Genomic DNA, 18,617 nt, shown 5'->3' with positions numbered 1-18,617 from the left:
CGGCGGCAGCCCAAGGCTGGGTGGCGTTCCTCGGCCCCGAAGGCCGCTCGGAACGCGGCCCATGGTGACGCCGAAGTCCGCGTGGGACAGAGCGTGTTGACGTAACGGCCCGCGAGGGGCGCGGATTCGGGCCGGCGGCGGACGCTCAGCTCCGCTCCCTCCGCGTCCCCTACCGCGCCTCTTTCCCCTCCTTCCGCCGGTGGGCCGCGACGGCGACCACCAGGTCCTGCCAGCCCATCCCGCACGTCTTCACGACCAGCGGGCGGTCGGCCGGGACCTCCCCCCATGAGCCGTTCAGGTCCGCCAGGGTGACGAGGTCGTCCGGGGCGAGCGCGCCCTCGTGGACCGCCATGACGACGTCGCCCGCCTCGCGGAGGGCGGTCGCGCGGCTCTCCACCAGGACGGTGGCACGCCCCATCAGCACGCTGTCGAGCTCCCGCACGTCCGGTTCGTGCGAGCCGATCGCCAGTACCACCGCCCCGTCGCGCACCAGCCGCCCGTCGACCACCGGTTCGCGCGCGGACGTCGCGGTGACGACGACGTCCGCGCGCCGCACCGCGGCCGCCGCTCCCCCGCCGCCCGCCGCCCGGCTCCGGTCCGCCCAGCCGGGCACGGGCCCCCCGCGCCGGGTGACGACCGTGACGTCGGCCACCGGGACGTGGGCCCGGACGGCGGCGACGTGCCCCTTCCCCTGGGGGCCCGCGCCGAAGACCACCAGGCGCAGCCCCCCACCCCCGTCGGCGAGCGCGCGCAGCCGGTCCAGGGAGGCCGCGACCGAGACGGCGGGGGTGCGCAGGGTCGTCAGCGCGGCCCCGTCCAGCAGGGCCACCGGCGTCAGGGTCGCGCTGTCGTGCAGCAGATACGTGGCGTTGATCCGCCGCAGTCCGCGCGCGGCGTTGCCGGGCGCGACGGTGGCGATCTTCACGCCGAACCAGTCGCCGGACTCCGAGGGCATGAGCAGCCCCTGCCCGTGGACCAGCGGCACGACCGCCCGCGGTGCGTCGCCGTCCGGATCGAGCCCCCCGGCCAGCGCCGCCCTGATCGCGGCGACGGCCCCGGCCGGACCGAGCGCGAACACGTCCGCGGCGTCGAGCGTCACCGTCATCGCAGTACGAACCCGGGTACGAGGGTGTCGTCGGGATCGACGGTGAAGCGGCTCGCTCCGGTGGCGTACGCGGTTCCCGTCACGGCCGGGACGACCGCGGGGCGGCCGTGGTCCGTGGTGGACCGTTCGATCCGGGCGCGGAAGACGGAACCCACCACCGACTCGTGCCTCAACTCGTCGCCGAGGCACAGTTCCCCGGCGTCGGCGAGGAGCGCCACCCGGGCCGCGGTGCCCGAGCCGCACGGGGAGCGGTCGACCTGGCCGTCCGCGAACACCGTGACGTTGCGGTGGTGCAGCAGCCAGGTGCCGTCGGGCCGTTCGACGGGGGCGCCGGCCTCCTCGGTGAACACCGTCCCGTAGACGCCGGACAGCCGGTCGTCCTCGGGGTGTTCGGCGGCGCGGGCGGCGTTCAGCGCGTCGCGGATCTCGCGGCCGACAGCAACGACCGCGGTGACGTCCCCCGGCCGGACCCGCAGGCCGAGCCGGTGTGCCGGGAGCACGGCGTACATGGCGCCGCCGTAGGCGATGTCGACGGTGACGGTACCCAGCGAGGTGGCCACCTCGACACCGCGCGCGTGGACATGGCCGGGGACGTTGACGAACGTCACGTCCGCGACCCGGCCGCCGGCCGTGCGCACGCTCGCCGTGACCCGGCCGGAGGGGACGTCGACGACGACGTCCGTCGTGCCGTCGGCCGGCGCCGGGACCAGGCCGGTGGCGACCGCCCAGGCGCCGAGGGCGATCGTGCCGTGCCCGCAGGCCGTGGAGAAGCCGTCCTTGTGCCAGAAGAGGGCGCCGAGGTGGGCCCCGGCGTCGTCGGGCGGCACCAGGAAGGCCCCGTACATGTCGGCGTGGCCGCGCGGTTCGCCGCACAGCAGCGCCCGGGTCCACTGCGCCCCGGCGTCGGCCATGGCGGCCGTGCGGCGCTCGGCGACGGTGGGCCCGTGCCCGGTCACGGCCGGCGGGGCTGCGGGCACGATCCGGAACGGCTCGCCCCCGGTGTGCCAGTCGACCGTGTCGATCGGCCCGGTGTACGCCGTCCCGATCGGGCCGGTGTACGCGGTCGCGATCGGGCCGGTGCACGCGGTCGCGATCGGCCCGGTGCACGGATCGGCCGTCATACGGTGAATCCCGTCGGATAGGGGTCCGTGGGGTCGAGCAGGTACTGCGCGGTTCCGGTGATCCAGGCGCGGCCGGTGACGGAGGGCAGTACGGCGGGCCTGCCGCCGACCGTGGTCTCCGCCAGGATCCGGCCCGTGAAGCGGGAGCCGATGAAGGACTCGTTGACGAAGCCCTGCCCGGTCTTCAGCAGTCCCCGCGCGTGCAGTTGGGCCATCCGGGCGCTGGTTCCGGTCCCGCAGGGCGAGCGGTCGAACCAGCCGGGATGGATGGCCATGGCGTGCCGCGAGTGCTCGGCGGTCGAGCCGGGCGCCTCCAGATAGACGTGGTGGCAGACGTCGATCGCGGGGTTCTCCGGATGCACCACCGGGTTCCGCTCGTTGATCGCCCCCATGACGGCCAGGCCCGCGTCCAGCAGCCGCCCCTTCTCCGCCCGGTCGTAGGGGATGCCGAGGTCCTCGGTGCGCACGATGGCGTAGAAGTTGCCGCCGTACGCCATGTCGTAGCGGACCGGGCCGAACCCCTCGACCTCGACGACCTGGTCCAGCGCGTGGCTGTAGGAGGCGACGTTCTCCAGGGTGACGGACTCCGCGCGGCCGTCGCGCACGGCGACCCGCGCCGTGACGAGGCCGGCGGGGGTGTCGAGGCGGATGAGCGTCTCCGGTTCGACCGCCTCGACCATGCCCGTCTCCACCAGGACCGTCGCCACGCCGATGGTGCCGTGGCCGCACATGGGCAGGCAGCCGGACACCTCGATGAACAGCACGCCGAAGTCGGCGTCCGGCCGGGTCGGGGGCTGGAGGATCGCTCCGGACATGGCCCCGTGCCCGCGCGGCTCGCACATGAGCAGGGTGCGCAGTCCGTCGCGCTCGGCCATGAACCGCTGCCGTCGCTCGGCCATCGTCGCGCCCGGCAGGACGCCCACCCCGCCGGTGACGACCCGGGTCGGCATGCCCTCGGTGTGCGAGTCGACCGCGTGGTAACAGACCTTGGAGCGCACGTCAGTTCACCCCGGCGTCGATGAGGGCCTGGGTGGCGGCGCGGACGACGGCCTCGGTCTCCGGGGCCAGGGTCTGCCGGGGCGGACGGCAGCCGCCGCCGGTCCGGCCGATCAGGTCCTGGCCGAGCTTGATCGCCTGGACGAACTCGGTCCTGCTGTCCCAGCGCAGTACGGAGTGGAGCTGTCGGTAGAGCGGGAGCGCGGTGTCGAGGTCTCCGGCGAGCGAGGCGTTGTAGAGGTCGAGGCAGGCGCGCGGGAAGACCTGCGGGTAGCCGGCGACCCAGCCCTTGGCGCCGGCGACGCCGACTTCCAGGAGGGTGTCGTCGGTGCCGATGATCAGGTCGAGTCCGGGGGCGAGTTCGTTGATGGCGTAGCACCGGCGGACGTCGCCGGAGAACTCCTTCACGCCCACGATGAACCCTTCGGCGTGCAGCTTGGCCAGCAGCTCCGGGCGCAGGTCGACCTTGGTGTCGATGGGGTTGTTGTAGGCGGTGACGGGGAGGCCGGCGGAGGCCACCATCGCGTAGTGCTCCAGGACCGCGCGGTCGTCGGCCCGGTAGGCGTTGGGCGGCAGGCACATGACGGCCTGGCAGCCGGCGTCCTTGGCGAACCGCGCGTGCCGCCTCGCCTCGATCGCGCCGTACGCTCCGACGCCCGGCATCACGGTGAAGCCCTCGGGGGCGTTGGCGACGGCGGTCTCCACGACGCGGTCGCGCTCCTCGTACGTCAGGGTCTGGTACTCGCCCAGCGAGCCGTTCGGGGCGACGCCGTGCAGACCCTGTTCGGCGAGCCAGGCGACGTTGTCCCCGTACGCGCCGTGGTCGACGGCGAGGTCCGGTCCGAACGGGAGGCTCGTCGCGACGATGACGCCGTGCCAGGGCATGCGGGTGGGAAGGGAGGTGCGGTCCAGGTCCATGGGAACTCCTCGGGTGGGTCGGAAGTGGGCTCGTCAGACGGGGTCGGAAGCGGGCTCGGCGGAATCGGCGAGCGCACCGAGGGTGACGGGGGTCGCGATCAGCCGCTCGGCGGGGGCGTACGGCTGATCGCGGGCGGAGACGAGGCAGTGGACGGCGGGCCCGCACATGCGGCCCTGGCACCAGCCCATGCCGGCTCTGGTCAGCTGTTTGACCTGCCGGTGGTCGGCGGCCGAGTCGTGGGCGCGGGCGGCGCGGACCGCCCCCGCGGTCACCTCTTCGCACCGGCAGACCGGTGTGTCGTCGGTCAGCCACGCGGGCCAGGCCGGCGGCAGGGGGTGGGCCCGCGCCATCGCCCGGGCGAAGGCGCGGTGCCGGGCCACCGCCCTGCGCTCCGCGGCCGGGCGGCGGGTGCCGGGTCGGCCCGGGGCCAAGAGGTCCGTGAGCACCGAGACGGCGGCGAGGCGGCCCTCGCTCACCGCGAGCGCGGCCCCGCCCACGCCGCAGGTCTCGCCCGCCGTGTACAGCCCGGGCACCGTGGTGCGCTGTCCGTCGTCGACGGCGGCGGCCATGGTGCCGTCGCCCGCGTCGGCGAGGTCGCAGCCGAGCGGGAGGAGCAGGTCGAGCTGGGGGACGAAGCCCCAGCCGACGCCCACGGTGTCGGCCTCGATCCGGCGCTCGGCGCCCGGGAGCGGGCGCCCGTCGGCGTCGAGGGCGGCGGTGCGCACGACGGCGACCCGCCCCTCCCCTGCGGCGCCGACGATCGCGGTGCGGGTGCGGACCGGGACGCGGTGCCGGGCGAGGGCGCTCGCGTACCGGGCGCCCTCGGCCCACTTGGCGGGGTTGCGCAGCAGGGCCGCGGGGTGGCGCAGCCAGGCCGAGGGCGCCGCCGCCTCGCACACGGCGACGACCTTCGCCCCGCGGGCGGCGAGGGCGGCGGCGACCGGCAGCAGGAAGGGACCCGTGCCGCCGAGGACCACCCGGCGGCCGGCGACGACTCCCCCGCCCTTGAGGAGCGACTGGAGGCCGCCGGCGGTGAGCACCCCGGGCAGGTCCCAGCCGGGGAAGGGGAGTTGACGGTCGTAGGCGCCGGTCGCCACCAGCAGGGCCGGTGCGCGCAGCACAACGGTCCGCTCTTCGGGCGCCCGGCCGCGGTCCACGGCGTGGACGGTGAAGCCGTCCCCGTCGCGGGCCGTGGTCCACACGTGGTGGTTCAGCAGCAGCGTGAGCCGTCCGGTGCGCTCGTGGGCGGAGAGGGTGGCGCACAACGCCCGGTAGGTGCTCAGCCCGTGGTGCAGATCGGCGGTCGGAACGGCTTCCCGCGCGAAGGGCGGGGGATGGCGCCAGAACTGGCCGCCCGGGGCGGCTCCCGAGTCGACGAGAACGACCCGCAGCCCGCCGTCCAGGGCGGTGGCGGCGGCGGCCATGCCGGCCGGGCCCGCGCCCACCACCACGAGGTCACGGGACTCGCTCGGCGCCACCGGGTCACGGGGCTCGCCCACCACTGCGGAGTCACGGGGCTCACGCGTCGTCCCGAGGTCACGGGGCTCACGCATCGTCGGCCTCCCCGGTCATCACGGCCATGCCCGCGCGGGCCTGCACCAGGCAGGCGCGCTGCCCGCCCCTCCCGTCGACGGTCACCAGGCAGTCGTAACAGACGCCGATCCCGCAGAAGATCCCCCGGGGCCGTTGCCCGCCCCGCGTGGTCCGCCAGGCGACCCGGCCCGCGGCGACGAGCGCGGCGGCCAGGGTCTGTCCCGGTACGAACGGCAAGGGTTCGCCGTCCACGGTGAACGCGTTCGCTGCGGTCACTTGGGCACACCTCCGGGGGTGAGGAATCGGTCGGGCAGCAGGCCGGTGTGGGCGGCCGGATCGGCGCCGCGCCACGGGCGGCCGAGGAGCTGGGCGGTGACCAGGGCGCCGGTCCCGGGGGCGAGACCGATCCCGGCGCCCTCGTGGCCGCACGCGTGGACGACGCCGGGGACCCGGGGGTCGGGGCCGATGACCGGCAGGTGGTCCGGGCAGTACGGCCTGAAGCCCCGGTAGGCGCGGATCAGGTGGACGCCGCGCAGGAACGGGAAGAGGCGGCACGCCTGGGCGGCGAGCGTGGCCACCACGGCCGGGTTCATCGAGGTGTCGAAGCCGACGCGTTCGCGGCTGGCGCCGATCAGGATCGTGCCCGCGCGGGTGCCCTCGACGACGCACGACGTCTCCAGACCCTCGTCGCTGGAGGCGACGTTGGCCACGTAGTCGGCGGAGTAGACCTTGTGCCGGATCATCGGCGGCAGCGGCTCGGTGACGAGGACGAAGCCCCGGCGGGGCAGGATCTCGACGGGTGCGCCGAGGCGGCGGCCGACCTCGCCGCCCCAGGTGCCGGCGGCGTTGACCACGGCGTCGGCGGGGAGCACCGTGCCGTCGGCGGTGCGCACTCCGGTGATCCTGCCGTCGGCCCCGGTGACCGCGGCCGCGGCCTCGCCGGTGTGCGTCCGGGCCCCGTGCCGGACCGCGGCGCGCAGCAGTGCGGCCGCCGCGAGAACGGGCTGCACCTGGGCGTCCTGCGGGTAGTGGACGCCGCCGGGGAGGCCGGGCGCGCAATGGGGTTCGAGTTCACCGACGCGTTCGACGGCTTCGGTGCGGACGCCCGCGGCCGCCTGGCGCGCGGCGAACGCGTGCAGGGCGGTGAGGGCGTCGGGTGTGCTCGCGACGACGAGGCCGCCCTTGGTCTCGAACTCGACGGTCTCCGGGCCGAGTTCCTCGCCGGCCTCGTCCCAGAGGTCACGGCTGAGCCGGGCCAGTTCCAGTTCGGGGCCGGGCTCCTTGTCGGAGAGGAGGATGTTGCCCTCCCCCCGGCTGGTCGTGCCCGCGCCGACGGGATCACGGTCGAGGACCGTGACGTCGAGCCCCGCCGCGGCGGCGTGGAACGCGCACGCGGCGCCCACGATGCCCGCTCCGACGACGACGACTTCCATGGCCACTCCCTAGTGCAATGTCACATGCCATTGCTTAGGCTATACATCCGGACGACCCGAGGACAACGCCACCGCCCCGGTGACTTTCACCCGGGCACCCGACGACGGCGCGCCCCCACCGGCGCGCACAGGGAGACGCATCGCTGTGAACCCGACCGGAAACCCGCCCCTGTCCGAGGACCGGCCCCCGAACGGGCCCACCCCTCCGAACGGCCCGACTCCCCCGACCGGCCCGACCCTCCTGACCGGGAACTCGCTCCTGACCGGGCACTCGCTCCTGGCCGGTCGCGAGGCCCCCGGCGCCGGGGGCGCCTGGTACGCGGTCACCGCCGCCACCGGCGAACCGTTCGGCCCTCCGCATCGGGACGCCTCGACGGAGCAGGTGGCCGAGGCGGCCCGGCTCGCCGCGGCGGACGCCCGCGCCTTCCGCGCCCTGCCGCCCGAGCGGCGGGCGGCCTTCCTCGACGCCTGCGCGGAGGAGATCGAGGCCCTCGGCGACGCCCTCCTGGAACTCGCCGCCCGGGAGACCGGACTCCCGCCGGCCCGGCTGACCGGCGAACGGGGGCGCACCTGCGGACAGTTGCGGCTCTTCGCCGACCTCGTCAGGGGCGGGAGCGCCCTCGGCGCCCGGATCGACTCCGGCCCCTCGGGCACGGACCTACGGCTCCGGCGCGTCCCCCTCGGCCCGGTGGCCGTGTTCGGTGCGAGCAACTTCCCGCTGGCCTTCTCGGTCGCGGGCGGCGACACCGCGTCCGCGCTGGCCGCCGGCTGCCCCGTGGTGGTCAAGGCACACCCGGCACACCCCGGCACCGGGGAGGCGGTGGCCCGCGCCGTCACGGCCGCCGCCGCGCGCACCGGCATGCCGGCCGGGGTGTTCTCCCTGCTGGTGGGCCGGGGTCACGACGTCGGTCTCTCCCTGGTCGGTGATCCGCGGATCACCGCGGTGGGGTTCACCGGCTCCCGGACCGGCGGGCTGGCGCTGATCGCCGCCGGGCGGTCGCGCCCGGTGCCCATCCCGGTCCACGCCGAGATGTCCGCGGTCAATCCCGTGATCATGCTCGACGGGGCCCTCGCCGAGCCGGAAGCCGCTGCCGACGCGTACGTGGCGTCGCTGACGGCCGGCGCGGGGCAGTTCTGCACGAACCCCGGCCTCCTGCTCCTGCCCGCCGGACCGGCGGGCGACGCCTTCCTCTCCGCCGCCGCCCGGGCCGTGCAGGTCACGGTGGGGCAGGTCATGCTCACCCCGGACATCGCCCGGGCGTACACCGAGGGCGTACGGCGGTGGGAGGGCGTACCGGGCGTACGGCAGCTGGCGCGGGGCGCGGCCGGGACCGGTCCCCACGCACCGGCCCCCGTCGTCCTGGCGTGCGACGCGGCCACGTACACCGCGCACGGGGACCTCTCCGGCGAGGTCTTCGGCGCGGCCGGGCTCGTGGTGCGCTGGTCGGGCACGGACGAACTCATTGACCTGCTGGAAGAGTTGGAGGGCCAACTGACGGCCACCCTGCACGCGACGGACACCGACCGGACGACGGCCCTCGGACTCTTGCCCGTACTGGAGGAGCGGGCCGGCCGCGTTCTGTGGGGCGGCTGGCCCACCGGCGTCGAGGTCTGCCACGCGATGGTGCACGGGGGGCCGTGGCCGGCGACGAGTTCGCCCGGCACGACGAGCGTGGGCACCCTCGCCGTCGAACGCTGGCTGCGCCCGGTCTGCTACCAGTCCTTCCCCGATGCCCTCCTGCCCCCCGAACTCCGCGACGACAACCCCCTGCGGGTCCCCCGGCAGACCGGGGCGGCGCTCACCCCTGGCGTATGAACTCCGGCAGCACCAGCGCCTCGTGGGCCGGCCGCCCCTCCGTCGGGGGCGGCATGGAGCCCAGAGAGCGCAGCATGGTGTTGCGCTGCTCCAGCGCCCGGGCGGTGGTCGGGAAGAGGGCGGCCTCTCCCTCGCCGACCTGATCCTGGTTCAGGGTCACGAACGCACGGGTGTCACGCTCGTACGCGGCGAAACCCGCGGTGTGATCCCGCTCGGCCGCCAGGGATCCGGCGAGCATGTACGCGCCGACCAGGGCGAGGCTGGAGCCCTGGCCGGTGAGGAAGGAGGGCGCGTACGCGGCGTCGCCCACCAGTGCGACCCTGCCGCTGGACCAGCGGGGCATACGGATCTGGCTGACCACGTCGAAGAACAGGTCGTCCGCGTCGCGCAGCGCGGCGAGCATGCCCGGGACCTCCCACCCCGCACCGTCGAAGACCCCGGCGACCAGGTCCCGTTGGGCAACCGGGTCACGGAACGCGCCGAACGGCGGTTCCGCGCGGGCGAAGTTGAGGAAGCCGTGCACATCGTCGTCGTCGCCCACGGCGTACAGCACGGCGGCCCGGCCCGGGGCGTTCCACATCGTGGTCTCACGGACGAGTCCGAAGGTGTTGCGCAGGGTGAACCCGGCGAAGCAGTAGCCGAGATAGCGGTGGAATCGCTCCTCGGGTCCGAACAGGAGCGCGCGGGTGAGCGAATGCAGCCCGTCCGCCCCCAGCATCAGGTCGAACGTACGGCCCCCTCCCCCGCGAAAGGTGACGTCGACCCCGTGGCGGTGCTGGGCGAGGGTGTCGACGGAGGCGTCGAACAAGAACTCCACGTCGTCGCGGACGGCCTCGTGGAGAGCGCCGGCCAGCGCCCCGCGCCGCACCTCCAGGTCTCTTCCCGCGACCCCGCCGGTGACGGCGTGCGGGTCGACCGAGGCCACCTCGGAGCCGTCCTCGTCGAGGAAGGTCAGCCGGCGCAGCTCGATGTGCGCGTCCCGCAGCCGGGGCAGGATCCCCATCCGCCGGACGACGTCGAGCGCGGTGCCGCGCACATCGATGGGGTAGCCGCCGTCGCGGACGGCGCCCGCCCTCTCGACCACCGTGACCGCGCATCCATAGCGGTTCAGCCAGTACGCGAGGGCGAGCCCCGCGATGCCGGCCCCGGATATCAGGACCGTACGCCCGCGCGCGGCGGGATCCTTCACCGACGTGTCGACTCGGGTCATTCCTTGACTCCCTTGCTCAGAGTGCGGACGACGAGCAGGGACAGCGCCATGACGGCTCCGGCCAGGACGAAGCCGACGACGTAGGCCGATTCGGTCGGGAGGTCCGACCCGGCGGGGGTCATGGAAGTGAGGATCGCGCCGCTGATCTGGACCCCCACGGCGAAGCCGATCACGCGCGTCACCAGGACCAGACCGGTGGCGATGCCGGTGTCACCGCGGTCGACGGAGGTGGCCGTGCTGGTCACCATCGCCGTGACGCAGAGCCCGTTGGCGAGCGCGATCAGCATCTTGCCGACGACGAGGTGCCAGACCTCGGTGTGCGCGGCCGCCAGGCCGAGCAGGCCGACGGCCATGACGAGAACCCCGGCGGTGACCACCGCACGCGAACCGAACCGCCGCGCCCCGAGCCCGCCGGCCGGCCCGGCCAGTGACGCGGCCACGGCCCCGGGCAGCAGGAAGAGGCCGATCTGCGTCGCGCTCGCCCCGAACCCGTACGCGTCGGCGGGTACCGCGAACAGCGCCGGGACGAGATAGGCCGCCACCGACGTACCGACGCAGACCACGAACGTCAGCACGCACGCTTTCCACACCTCGGGCCGCCCCACCATGCGCAGATCGACCATCGGCGAGGCCACGCGCCGTTCGACGGCCACCCACCCGGTCGCGAAGGCGGCCAGCAGCACGAGAAGGGCGACGAGGACGAGGGGGCGCGCGACGATCTCGGGTGCCAGCGCCAGGACGAGCATGAGCGTGACGAGCGTTCCGCTCAGGAGGACCAGGCCGGGCCGGTCGATCCCGGCGCCGTCCGGCCGGCGCGGCGGATCCTGCGGCATCAGCCGGTGCACCAGCACGGTGGCCCCGACGACCGCGAACGTCGGCAGTGCGAACATCCAGTGCCGGGACAGCCCTTCGGCCACGGGCCCGGCCGCCAGCGTCCCCGCCATCGTGCCCCCCACGAACAGTCCGCTGACCACCCCTATGGCCACCCTGGCCTCGCCCTCGGGGAGGTGTTCGCGCACCAGGACGAACGACAGGGGCAGCGCGCCCACCATCGCGCCCTGGAGTATCTGACCGAGCAGCAGCACCGGCAGGTTCGGCGCCAGGGCGGACACCAGACCCCCGGCACAGACCACCGCCATCAGCCGGACGATGACCTGTTTCCCGCCGTAGCGGTCGCCTAACTTCCCCGCCAGCGGGGTGATCAGCGCGCCGGTGACGAGGAGCACGATGCTGAGCAACGCCCCCTCGGCATGACTCATGTCCAGCTCACGCCTCAGGAGCGGGAGCGTCGGCGTCACCACCGATTCCAGGGCGCCGGTGGCGGGCGCCAGCACGCCGAGGGACCGGACGGCGGCCTTCCCGACGCGGAGCGGAGGAGCCGAAGTCGTGGTCATGGAGATCCTTTCCGTCACGGCCCGGCGGAACGGAGCCGCCCGCGCACGGAGGGACGCGCAGGGTACTCACCGGACCCGAACTACACTACACCGTGCAGTGTAGAACGGTTAGAATGAGCCCATGCCGACCACCAAGACCCTGCGCGAGGGGTCCACGCGCAAGCGGGCCGCCATCCTCTCGGCGGCCCGGGAACTGTTCCTTGCCGACGGCTTCGACCGCTCCAGCGTCGACGCGGTCGCCGCGCGGGCGGAGGTGTCCAAGCGGACGGTCTACGACTACTTCGGCGACAAGCGGACCCTGCTGCGGGCGGTCGTCGACTCGGTCGGCCAGTCGCTGGTCACCACGGTCCGGCGCACCCTCGACGACACCCTCACGGATCTGACCGAGGCCGCCGAACTGGAGGACGGCCTGGTCGCGTTCGCGATGCGCATCGCGACCGACATGCTCGGCTCGGCGGAGTACACGACACTGCAACGCCTGGTCCGGGCGGAGTCCGGCCAACTGCCGCAGCAGGACTACAACCCCATGGCGGACACTCCCGACGAGGCGATCGCCGAGCGGTTCGCGGCCTTCGCCGAGGCCGGGCTGCTCGACGCCCCCGACGCCCGGCTGGCGGCCGATCAGTTCCTCGCGCTGACCTTCGGCGTCGCACTGGACCGCCTCGGCTCCGCGAACGCCGCGCAGGACCCCCGCGTACGCCCGCTCGTCGTCGAGGGAGTACGGACGTTCCTCCGCGCGTACCGGCCCGGTAGGAGCGCGGGCGCCACCACCGCCTGACGACAAGCGCCCCACGAGAGCCTCCGCTGCGGCACGGGCCCACGCTCGACCCGTTCGGAGGCCCCGTCGAGGGCCTCGGCCGGAACCGCTCGCAGCCGCGGACGGAGCCCCGTGACGGCGTGGAGCCCCCGGTCCGCGGGCTCCGGTGCCGTCTTGACGGGTTCTCCCTCTTGATCGAGGCTGTTCGACCTGTCCAGGCCGATCTACGCGAAGGCCGAAGGATCACACGGTCAGGAGTGGAAAGCTGTGATCGCCAACCGACTGGATCTGCCCGAACCCTGGGCCGCGCATCCGCTCAGCGGCTCCGCCGAGGAGGGCCGCCTGATGTCCCGCTGGATGAAACAGGAGTATCTGAAGAGGACCTGGCACCAGGCATGGTCGCCGGAACGCTGGACGGAGGAGTTACGCCGACTGCACGCAGGTGACGGGGGCGGACCGTTCCAGATCACCTACGACGGCAAGCCGTTCGCCTACATCGAGGTATACCGGCCCCTCGACTCCAACATCGCTTCGTTCCACCCCTGGGGCCGTCACGATCTGGGCTTCCACATAGCGATCACCGACCACACGCTGATCGGACGGGGGCTGGGCACCGCCTTCGTGAGCGACCTCGTGCCGACTCTGTTCCGGTGCTCGCCCGAGGCGGGGCGCGTCGCGGCCGAACCGGACGTACGGAACCTCGCCTGCCGCACGGTGATGGAGCGAGCCGGGATGGCCCTGGTCAGAACGGTACAACTGCCGCACAAGAAGGCGGCCCTGCACGTGTGCCCGCGCTCGCGGACCCGGACGCCAACGGCCCCCGGCCGGACGGAGGCACGCCGTGGCGCGGAGTGATGCCCGCGGCCGGCCACCGCGCACAGCGGCCGAGGGGCAGTCGGTCCCGGTCGCGGCGAGCAGCCTGTTGCTGGCCGTTCACCAGTCCGGTTACGTGGTGGTGCCGCTGCTGGTCGGCGCGGCGGTCGACACGGCGCTCGGTGAGAGCCCGACGGTGCTGCTGCGGTGGTGTGCCGCTCTCGCGGCGGTTTTCGTCCTGACGGCGGTCACCGGGGCGCTGGGCAGCAGGCTGAACTACGCCGCGGAGCTGGCGTGGGCCCACGGCCTCCGGATCGCGCTGGTGCGGCGCATCCTGTCGCCGCATGGCTTCGCGGGCCCCGGGCGCAGCGACGGCGGGCTGACCACCCTGGTCCTGAGGGACACCCAGCAGCGGGCGGGGCTGGCGACCGTGGCCGGTACCGTCGTCCCCGCTCTGGTCTCGATGGTGATCGGTTTCGCGGCCCTGCTGACGGTGTCCCTGACACTTGCCGCGCTGCTGGCCGCCGGGGTCGCGACCACGCTGCTGCTTTCCCGGCTGCTGTCCCGTCGGCTGATCGCCCGGGTCGACGCGGAGCGCGGCGGCCTGCTGGGCATCGGGGCGCAGGCCGAGGATCTGCTGACCGGACTGCGTACGCTCAAGGGTTTCCACGCCGAGGCCGAGAGCGTGGAACGCTACCGGCGGCTGAGCCGGGACGCCGTGCGGTCCAGGGTGGCGGCCATCCGCTGGGAGAGCGCCTACCGGGCCGTCAACTCGGCCGCGTCCGGGCTGCTCCTGGTGGCGGTGATCTGGTTCGGCGGGTCGGCAGTGCTGGACGGGACGATGACGGTCGGTCGGCTGGTGGGGTCCGTGGGTCTGGTACAGGTGATCGCCACCGCCCTGGACCGGCTCACCTCCATGGGGACGCTGATCGCCCGTGCCTCCTCCTCCCGTACCGCGATCGACGAGGTGCTGCGCGCCCCCGCCGGGGTGTCCGACGGGCCTCTGACGCCTCCGGCGTCCGGCCCCGGGGGGCTGCGCCTGCGCGGGGTCCGGTCCGGGCCGCTGCGCGGGTTCGACCTGGATGTCCCCGCCGGGTCCCACGTGGGGATCGTGGCCCGGACGGACGGCGACAGCGACGCCCTGCTCGACCTGTTGGCCCGGGAGAGCGGTTACGGGGGAAGCGTGCTGCTGGACGGCGTGGAGCTGCGCCAGATGCCTCTCGCCGCCGCCCGGGACCGGCTGGTCGTGAGCCGGCACGATGCCGAACTGTTTCCCGGCACCGTCCTGGAGAACGTCGCCCCCGGCCAGGACGCCCGCCGCCGTGCCGGTCCCTACATCCGGGCGGCCGCCGTCGACGAGGTGACGCGGGGCCTCCCGGACGGCCTCGGCACCGAGATCACGGAGCGGGGCCGCTCGCTCTCCGGGGGCCAGCGTCAACGGGTGGTGCTGGCCCGTGCCCTGGCCACCGAGGCGCCGGTGCTGGTACTCGCCGATCCGCTCAGCGCCACGGACGCGGCGACCGAGCACCGGGTCGCGCTGGGCGTCCACCGGGCCCGCGCCGGGCGCACCACCCTGCTGCTGACCAGCAGTCCGGCGGTGCTCGCGGGCTGCGACCGGGTGGTGGTGCTGGACGGCGGGCAGGTGGGGTTCGCCGGTACGCACGCCGAACTGTCGCACCGACCGGAGTACGCCTCGGCGGTGTTCGCGTGAGCGCCGAGGAGTTGCCGACCGCGGGGGCGAACGAGACCTGGCGCATGGTGCGGGAGTGCGGCCGGGGTCAGGCGGGCGCGGCCTGGACCGCGGTGGTCTGCCTGGTGCTGAGCTCGGTGTCGGTGCTGGTGGTACCCCTGCTGGTCGGGCGGATCGTGGACATCGTCACCGGTTCGGGCGGCAGTCGCGTGCTCGGCCCGGCCGCCGTCGGGGCGCTCGCCGTGACAGCGGCCGGCGCCGTCCTCGCCGCGGTCGGCACCGGTCGCACGGCGCTGGTCTGCGAGAACGTCCTGGGCCGGGTGCGCGAGCGGGCGCTCGCCTCGGTGCTGGCGTTGCCGCTGCCCACCGTGGAACGCGTAGGCCGGGGCACGGTGCTCAGCCGTACGGTCGGCGACGTGGGCGTCGCGTCCGACGTGGCCCGGGGGGCCCTGCCCGCCTTCCTTTCCGCGCTGCTGACCCTGTTGGCCACCTGCGGCGGCCTGCTGGTGCTGGACTGGCGCCTGGCCGTCGCGGGTGCGCTGCCGGTGCCGGTCTGGGTGGTGGCCACCCGGGTCTACCTGCGCCGTTCCGGACCGCAGTACGCGCACGAGCGCACGGCCGAGGCGCGGTTGAGCCAGTTCCTGCTGACCGGAATCTCGGGCGCCCGCACGTTGCGTGCCCTGCGGCTCGAAGAGGCGCACCTGGCCCGGATAGCGGACCGGTCCGAGGCGTGGGGCGCGGCGGCGCTGCGCACGTGTGTGACCCGGGTGCGGTTCTCGCTCCGCCTCAACGGGGCCGAGCTGCTGGGCCTGTTGGCGGTGCTGGTGACCGCGTCGGCACTGGTGAGGGCGGAGTCGCTGTCGCTCGGCGCGGCCTCGGCGGCCGTGCTGCTGCTGATGCGCGTCTTCGAACCGGTCGGCACGCTGCTCTACCTCCTGGACGAGGTCCAGTCCGCCGGTGCCGCCCTGGCACGGCTGGCGGGTGTCGTCGGTAGCCGCGCGGGGGAGACTGCGGACGCCGCGCGGTCCGGTCGCGAACTGCCGAGCGACGGCGGGCTGACCGTGTGCGGTCTGGAGTTCGGATACGAGGACGGCCGGCCCGCGGTCCGGGATGTGACGTTCCGGGTGGAGCCGGGCGAACGCGTGGCGATCGTCGGGCCCAGCGGGGCGGGCAAGTCGACGGTCGTGGGGATCGTCACGGGGACGCACACGCCCTGGCGCGGCAGTGTGGCGGTGGGCGGGGTGCCCGTCGAGCGGCTCGACCCTCGGGTCACGGGGCTGGTCACCCAGGAAAGCCATGTCTTCGCCGGTTCGGTGCGGGACAACCTCTCGATCGCCCGCCCCGATGCCGACGAGTCCGCGCTGACCGCCGCGCTGGCCCAGGTGGGCGCGCTGGAGTGGGCGTTGGAGCTGCCCGAGGGGCTGGACACGGTGGTCGGGCGGAGTGGGCGGGTTCTGTCCTCCGTCCGGCGGCAGCAACTGGCCCTGGCCCGGCTGGTGCTGGCCGATCCGCCCCTGGCCGTTCTCGACGAGCCCACCGCCGAGAACTACGGTGGGGACCGGGCGGCCGTGAACACCGCCGTGGACGCCGCTCTCAAGGGGCGTACGGGGATCGTCATCGTGCACCGCCTCAGCGACGCCCGCGCCGCCGACCGGATTCTGGTCCTCGACGACGGCCGGGTGGCCGCGTTCGGCACGCATGATGAGTTGCTGCGGGACGGCGGTCTCTACGCCGAGTTGTGGTCCACCTGGCGGGCTCCCCGCGACCCGGCGGGGCGAAGCGGACGGTGAGGTGAAGCACGTGGTGGGCCGCCCTGCGGGCCCACCACGTGAGGGAGCCGTCCCCGCGGGGCGGTCCGGTCGTGCCCGCTCAGCCGGGCCGGACGCCGCTCTCCGCTCGGGACTCGATCTCGGCGGCCAGCGACATGAGCGTCGGCTTCCTCATCAGGGTGCGCACGGGAACGCGGACGCCGAACCGTTCCCTGATGCGTGTGATGAGGCGCATGGCGGTGAGGGAGTGGCCGCCGAGGTCGAAGAAGCTGTCCTGGTCCCGCACGTCGGGCTGGTCCAGCACCTCGGAGAACAACCGCCGCAACACGGCCACCGTCCCCTCACACGCCGCCACCACCGGCTCCGGTACCCGCGCGAGGACCGACGGCGCCCGGTCGACCGCACGGATCACCCGCTCCTCCCCCGCCACCGCACCGTCCAGCAACCGCTCCATCCCGTCCACCACCGCCTCGACCGTCGAGCGGTCCAGCAACGCCGAACCGAACTCCACCGTCAACTCCATCCCCCCACCCGACAGTTCACTGAACGCCACCGCGAGATCGAAGGCTGCTTCGCGTGAGGCGACGGGGAACGGGGTGCTGTCCGCTCCACCGTCGAGGTCCGGGACCAGTCGCGTGTGGTGCTGTTGGGCGAGGAGAACCTGGAAGAGCGGGTTACGACTCGGATGACGCGGCGGATTCACCGCCTCCACCACCCGATTGAACGGCACGTCACCCCGATCGAACGCCCGCAGATCCGCATCCCTCACCCGCACCAACAACTCACCGAACGACGGACCACCCCCCACATCACTCCGCAACGCCACCGTGTTCACGAAGAACCCGACAACATCCTCCAACTCCTCCCCCCGACGCGTCGACACCGGACACCCCACCACCACATCAGAACCCGCCCCCGCCTCCGCCAACACCGCCACCAACGCCGCATGCACCACCATGTACACACTCGACCCCACACCCCGCGCCAACCCCCGCACCCCCGCATGACGCTCACCCGACCACCGCCGCACGAACGTCTCCCCCCGCACCACCGGCACATCAGGCCGCACCCGATCCAACGGCACTCCCGACTCCACCGGCACACCCCGCAGGAACCCCCGCCAGAAACCCACACCGACGGCCATCGCATCCGGACCCAGTGCGTTCCGCGACGTGCGGCGCTGCCACCGGCTGTAGTCGGCGAACTGCGGGTGCGCTGGGGCGTGCGGCACCGGGTTGCCGCGCAGCCGGGCCGCGTACGCCAGGGACAGCTCCGTGGCGAGCTGCCGCATCGACCGGTCGTCGGTGAGCAGGTGGTGCAGGCACACCAGCACCACGTGATCGTCGTCCCGAAGCGTGAAGACCCTGATCCGGAAGGGGGGCTCGTCCTCCGGCCGGAAGGTCGCACGGGCGGCGGCGGCCACCGCCTCCGCGACTTCCCCCTCGTCGGTGGGGAGTTCGGTGAAGTCCGGCCGCGCACGGTCGGCGGGGAGGACGACCTGTACGGGGACGCCGTCCACCTGGGGGAAGCGGGTGCGCAGGATCTCGTGGCGGGCGATCAGGTCCTCCATCGCCCCGCGCAGTGCGGCCGTGTCCAGTCGGCCCCGGGTCCGCCAGGCCCACGGCACGTGGTAGAGCGTGCCGGTGCCGGACATCGCCTCCAGGATCCAGAGCCGCTCCTGTTCGTACGAGAGCGGCACCGGCCCCTGCTCGGGCGCCGGGCCGGTGAACTCCGGCGGGGCGGACCGGTCGGTCGGGAGGTGTCGGGCCAGGCCGGACGGGGTGGGGTGGCCGAAGAGTCCGGCGACCCGGGGCCGTACGCCCAGCTCCCGCTCGATGGCGTTGATGAGGCGCATGGCGGTGAGGGAGTGGCCGCCGAGGTCGAAGAAGCTGTCCTGGTCCCGCACGTCGGGCTGGTCCAGCACCTCGGAGAACAACCGCCGCAACACGGCCACCGTCCCCTCACCCGCCGCCACCACCGGCTCCGGTACCCGCGCGAGGACCGACGGCGCCCGGTCGACCGCACGGATCACCCGCTCCTCCCCCGCCACCGCACCGTCCA

Annotated in this window: 15 protein-coding genes; 5 read left to right on the top strand and 10 right to left on the bottom strand. The window is 74.1% G+C overall.

The features are described 5' to 3' along the window. Positions 1-169: 169 nt before the first annotated feature. The 7 genes from ACH4RG_RS36340 to ACH4RG_RS36310 are packed head-to-tail and all read right to left on the bottom strand — an operon-like array spanning position 170 to position 7,107. Positions 170-1,105: an ornithine cyclodeaminase family protein gene (locus ACH4RG_RS36340; RefSeq protein WP_397932718.1), complete on the bottom strand. Its 936-nt coding sequence runs from the start codon at positions 1,103-1,105 to the stop codon at positions 170-172. Then, on the bottom strand, positions 1,102-2,226 hold the full coding sequence (locus ACH4RG_RS36335; RefSeq protein ID WP_398540919.1) for a proline racemase family protein: 1,125 nt from the start codon (positions 2,224-2,226) through the stop codon (positions 1,102-1,104). The genes ACH4RG_RS36340 and ACH4RG_RS36335 overlap by 4 nt, the downstream gene beginning before the upstream one ends. Beyond that, the gene (locus tag ACH4RG_RS36330; RefSeq protein ID WP_397932714.1) at positions 2,223-3,224 is read right to left on the bottom strand and encodes a proline racemase family protein; all 1,002 of its coding nucleotides are present in this window, start codon (positions 3,222-3,224) and stop codon (positions 2,223-2,225) included. Before ACH4RG_RS36330 ends, ACH4RG_RS36335 begins: the two co-directional genes overlap by 4 nt. Position 3,225: 1 nt before the next feature. After that, positions 3,226-4,140, bottom strand: a complete 915-nt coding sequence (locus tag ACH4RG_RS36325) for a dihydrodipicolinate synthase family protein (protein WP_397932712.1) — start codon at positions 4,138-4,140, stop codon at positions 3,226-3,228. Between the two features lie 33 nt (positions 4,141-4,173). Then, a complete protein-coding gene (locus tag ACH4RG_RS36320) occupies positions 4,174-5,694 on the bottom strand; it encodes an FAD-dependent oxidoreductase (protein WP_397932710.1) in 1,521 nt (506 codons plus the stop codon). Then, positions 5,687-5,950 (bottom strand): (2Fe-2S)-binding protein, encoded by a 264-nt coding sequence (locus ACH4RG_RS36315; RefSeq protein WP_397932708.1) that lies wholly within the window; start codon positions 5,948-5,950, stop codon positions 5,687-5,689. Before ACH4RG_RS36315 ends, ACH4RG_RS36320 begins: the two co-directional genes overlap by 8 nt. Further along, positions 5,947-7,107, bottom strand: a complete 1,161-nt coding sequence (locus tag ACH4RG_RS36310; RefSeq protein WP_397926051.1) for an NAD(P)/FAD-dependent oxidoreductase — start codon at positions 7,105-7,107, stop codon at positions 5,947-5,949. Before ACH4RG_RS36310 ends, ACH4RG_RS36315 begins: the two co-directional genes overlap by 4 nt. A gap of 145 nt (positions 7,108-7,252) precedes the next feature. Between ACH4RG_RS36310 and ACH4RG_RS36305 the strand changes: the two genes are divergently transcribed. Beyond that, entirely contained in the window at positions 7,253-8,923 is a 1,671-nt protein-coding gene (locus ACH4RG_RS36305) for an aldehyde dehydrogenase (NADP(+)) (protein ID WP_398540918.1), read from the top strand. On the opposite strand, the gene ACH4RG_RS36300 is transcribed toward ACH4RG_RS36305, so the two are convergent. Both ACH4RG_RS36300 and ACH4RG_RS36295 read right to left on the bottom strand, forming a co-directional pair. Next, on the bottom strand, positions 8,907-10,133 hold the full coding sequence (locus ACH4RG_RS36300; protein ID WP_398540917.1) for an FAD-dependent monooxygenase: 1,227 nt from the start codon (positions 10,131-10,133) through the stop codon (positions 8,907-8,909). The two genes, ACH4RG_RS36305 and ACH4RG_RS36300, sit on opposite strands and share 17 nt — an antisense overlap. Then, a complete protein-coding gene (locus tag ACH4RG_RS36295; RefSeq protein ID WP_397926045.1) occupies positions 10,130-11,527 on the bottom strand; it encodes an MFS transporter in 1,398 nt (465 codons plus the stop codon). Before ACH4RG_RS36295 ends, ACH4RG_RS36300 begins: the two co-directional genes overlap by 4 nt. Before the next feature lie 121 nt (positions 11,528-11,648). Between ACH4RG_RS36295 and ACH4RG_RS36290 the strand changes: the two genes are divergently transcribed. From ACH4RG_RS36290 to ACH4RG_RS36275, 4 genes are all read left to right on the top strand, one after another. After that, positions 11,649-12,305, top strand: a complete 657-nt coding sequence (locus ACH4RG_RS36290) for a TetR/AcrR family transcriptional regulator (RefSeq protein ID WP_397926043.1) — start codon at positions 11,649-11,651, stop codon at positions 12,303-12,305. Between the two features lie 246 nt (positions 12,306-12,551). Continuing rightward, the gene (locus ACH4RG_RS36285; protein ID WP_397932702.1) at positions 12,552-13,139 is read left to right on the top strand and encodes a GNAT family N-acetyltransferase; all 588 of its coding nucleotides are present in this window, start codon (positions 12,552-12,554) and stop codon (positions 13,137-13,139) included. After that, the gene (locus ACH4RG_RS36280; protein ID WP_397932700.1) at positions 13,126-14,808 is read left to right on the top strand and encodes an ABC transporter ATP-binding protein; all 1,683 of its coding nucleotides are present in this window, start codon (positions 13,126-13,128) and stop codon (positions 14,806-14,808) included. The genes ACH4RG_RS36285 and ACH4RG_RS36280 overlap by 14 nt, the downstream gene beginning before the upstream one ends. Further along, positions 14,805-16,577, top strand: coding sequence for an ABC transporter ATP-binding protein (locus ACH4RG_RS36275; protein WP_397932698.1), 1,773 nt, complete (start codon positions 14,805-14,807; stop codon positions 16,575-16,577). The genes ACH4RG_RS36280 and ACH4RG_RS36275 overlap by 4 nt, the downstream gene beginning before the upstream one ends. Positions 16,578-16,656: 79 nt before the next feature. Here the strand turns inward: ACH4RG_RS36275 and ACH4RG_RS36270 are convergent. Further along, on the bottom strand, positions 16,657-18,617 hold a 1,961-nt coding region (locus tag ACH4RG_RS36270), incomplete at its 5' end, for a condensation domain-containing protein (protein ID WP_398540916.1).

It is taken from the genome of Streptomyces sp. NPDC021019 (assembly GCF_044333295.1).
GTDB lineage: Bacteria > Actinomycetota > Actinomycetes > Streptomycetales > Streptomycetaceae > Streptomyces.
This window is presented reverse-complemented; position numbering and strand designations above follow the sequence as displayed.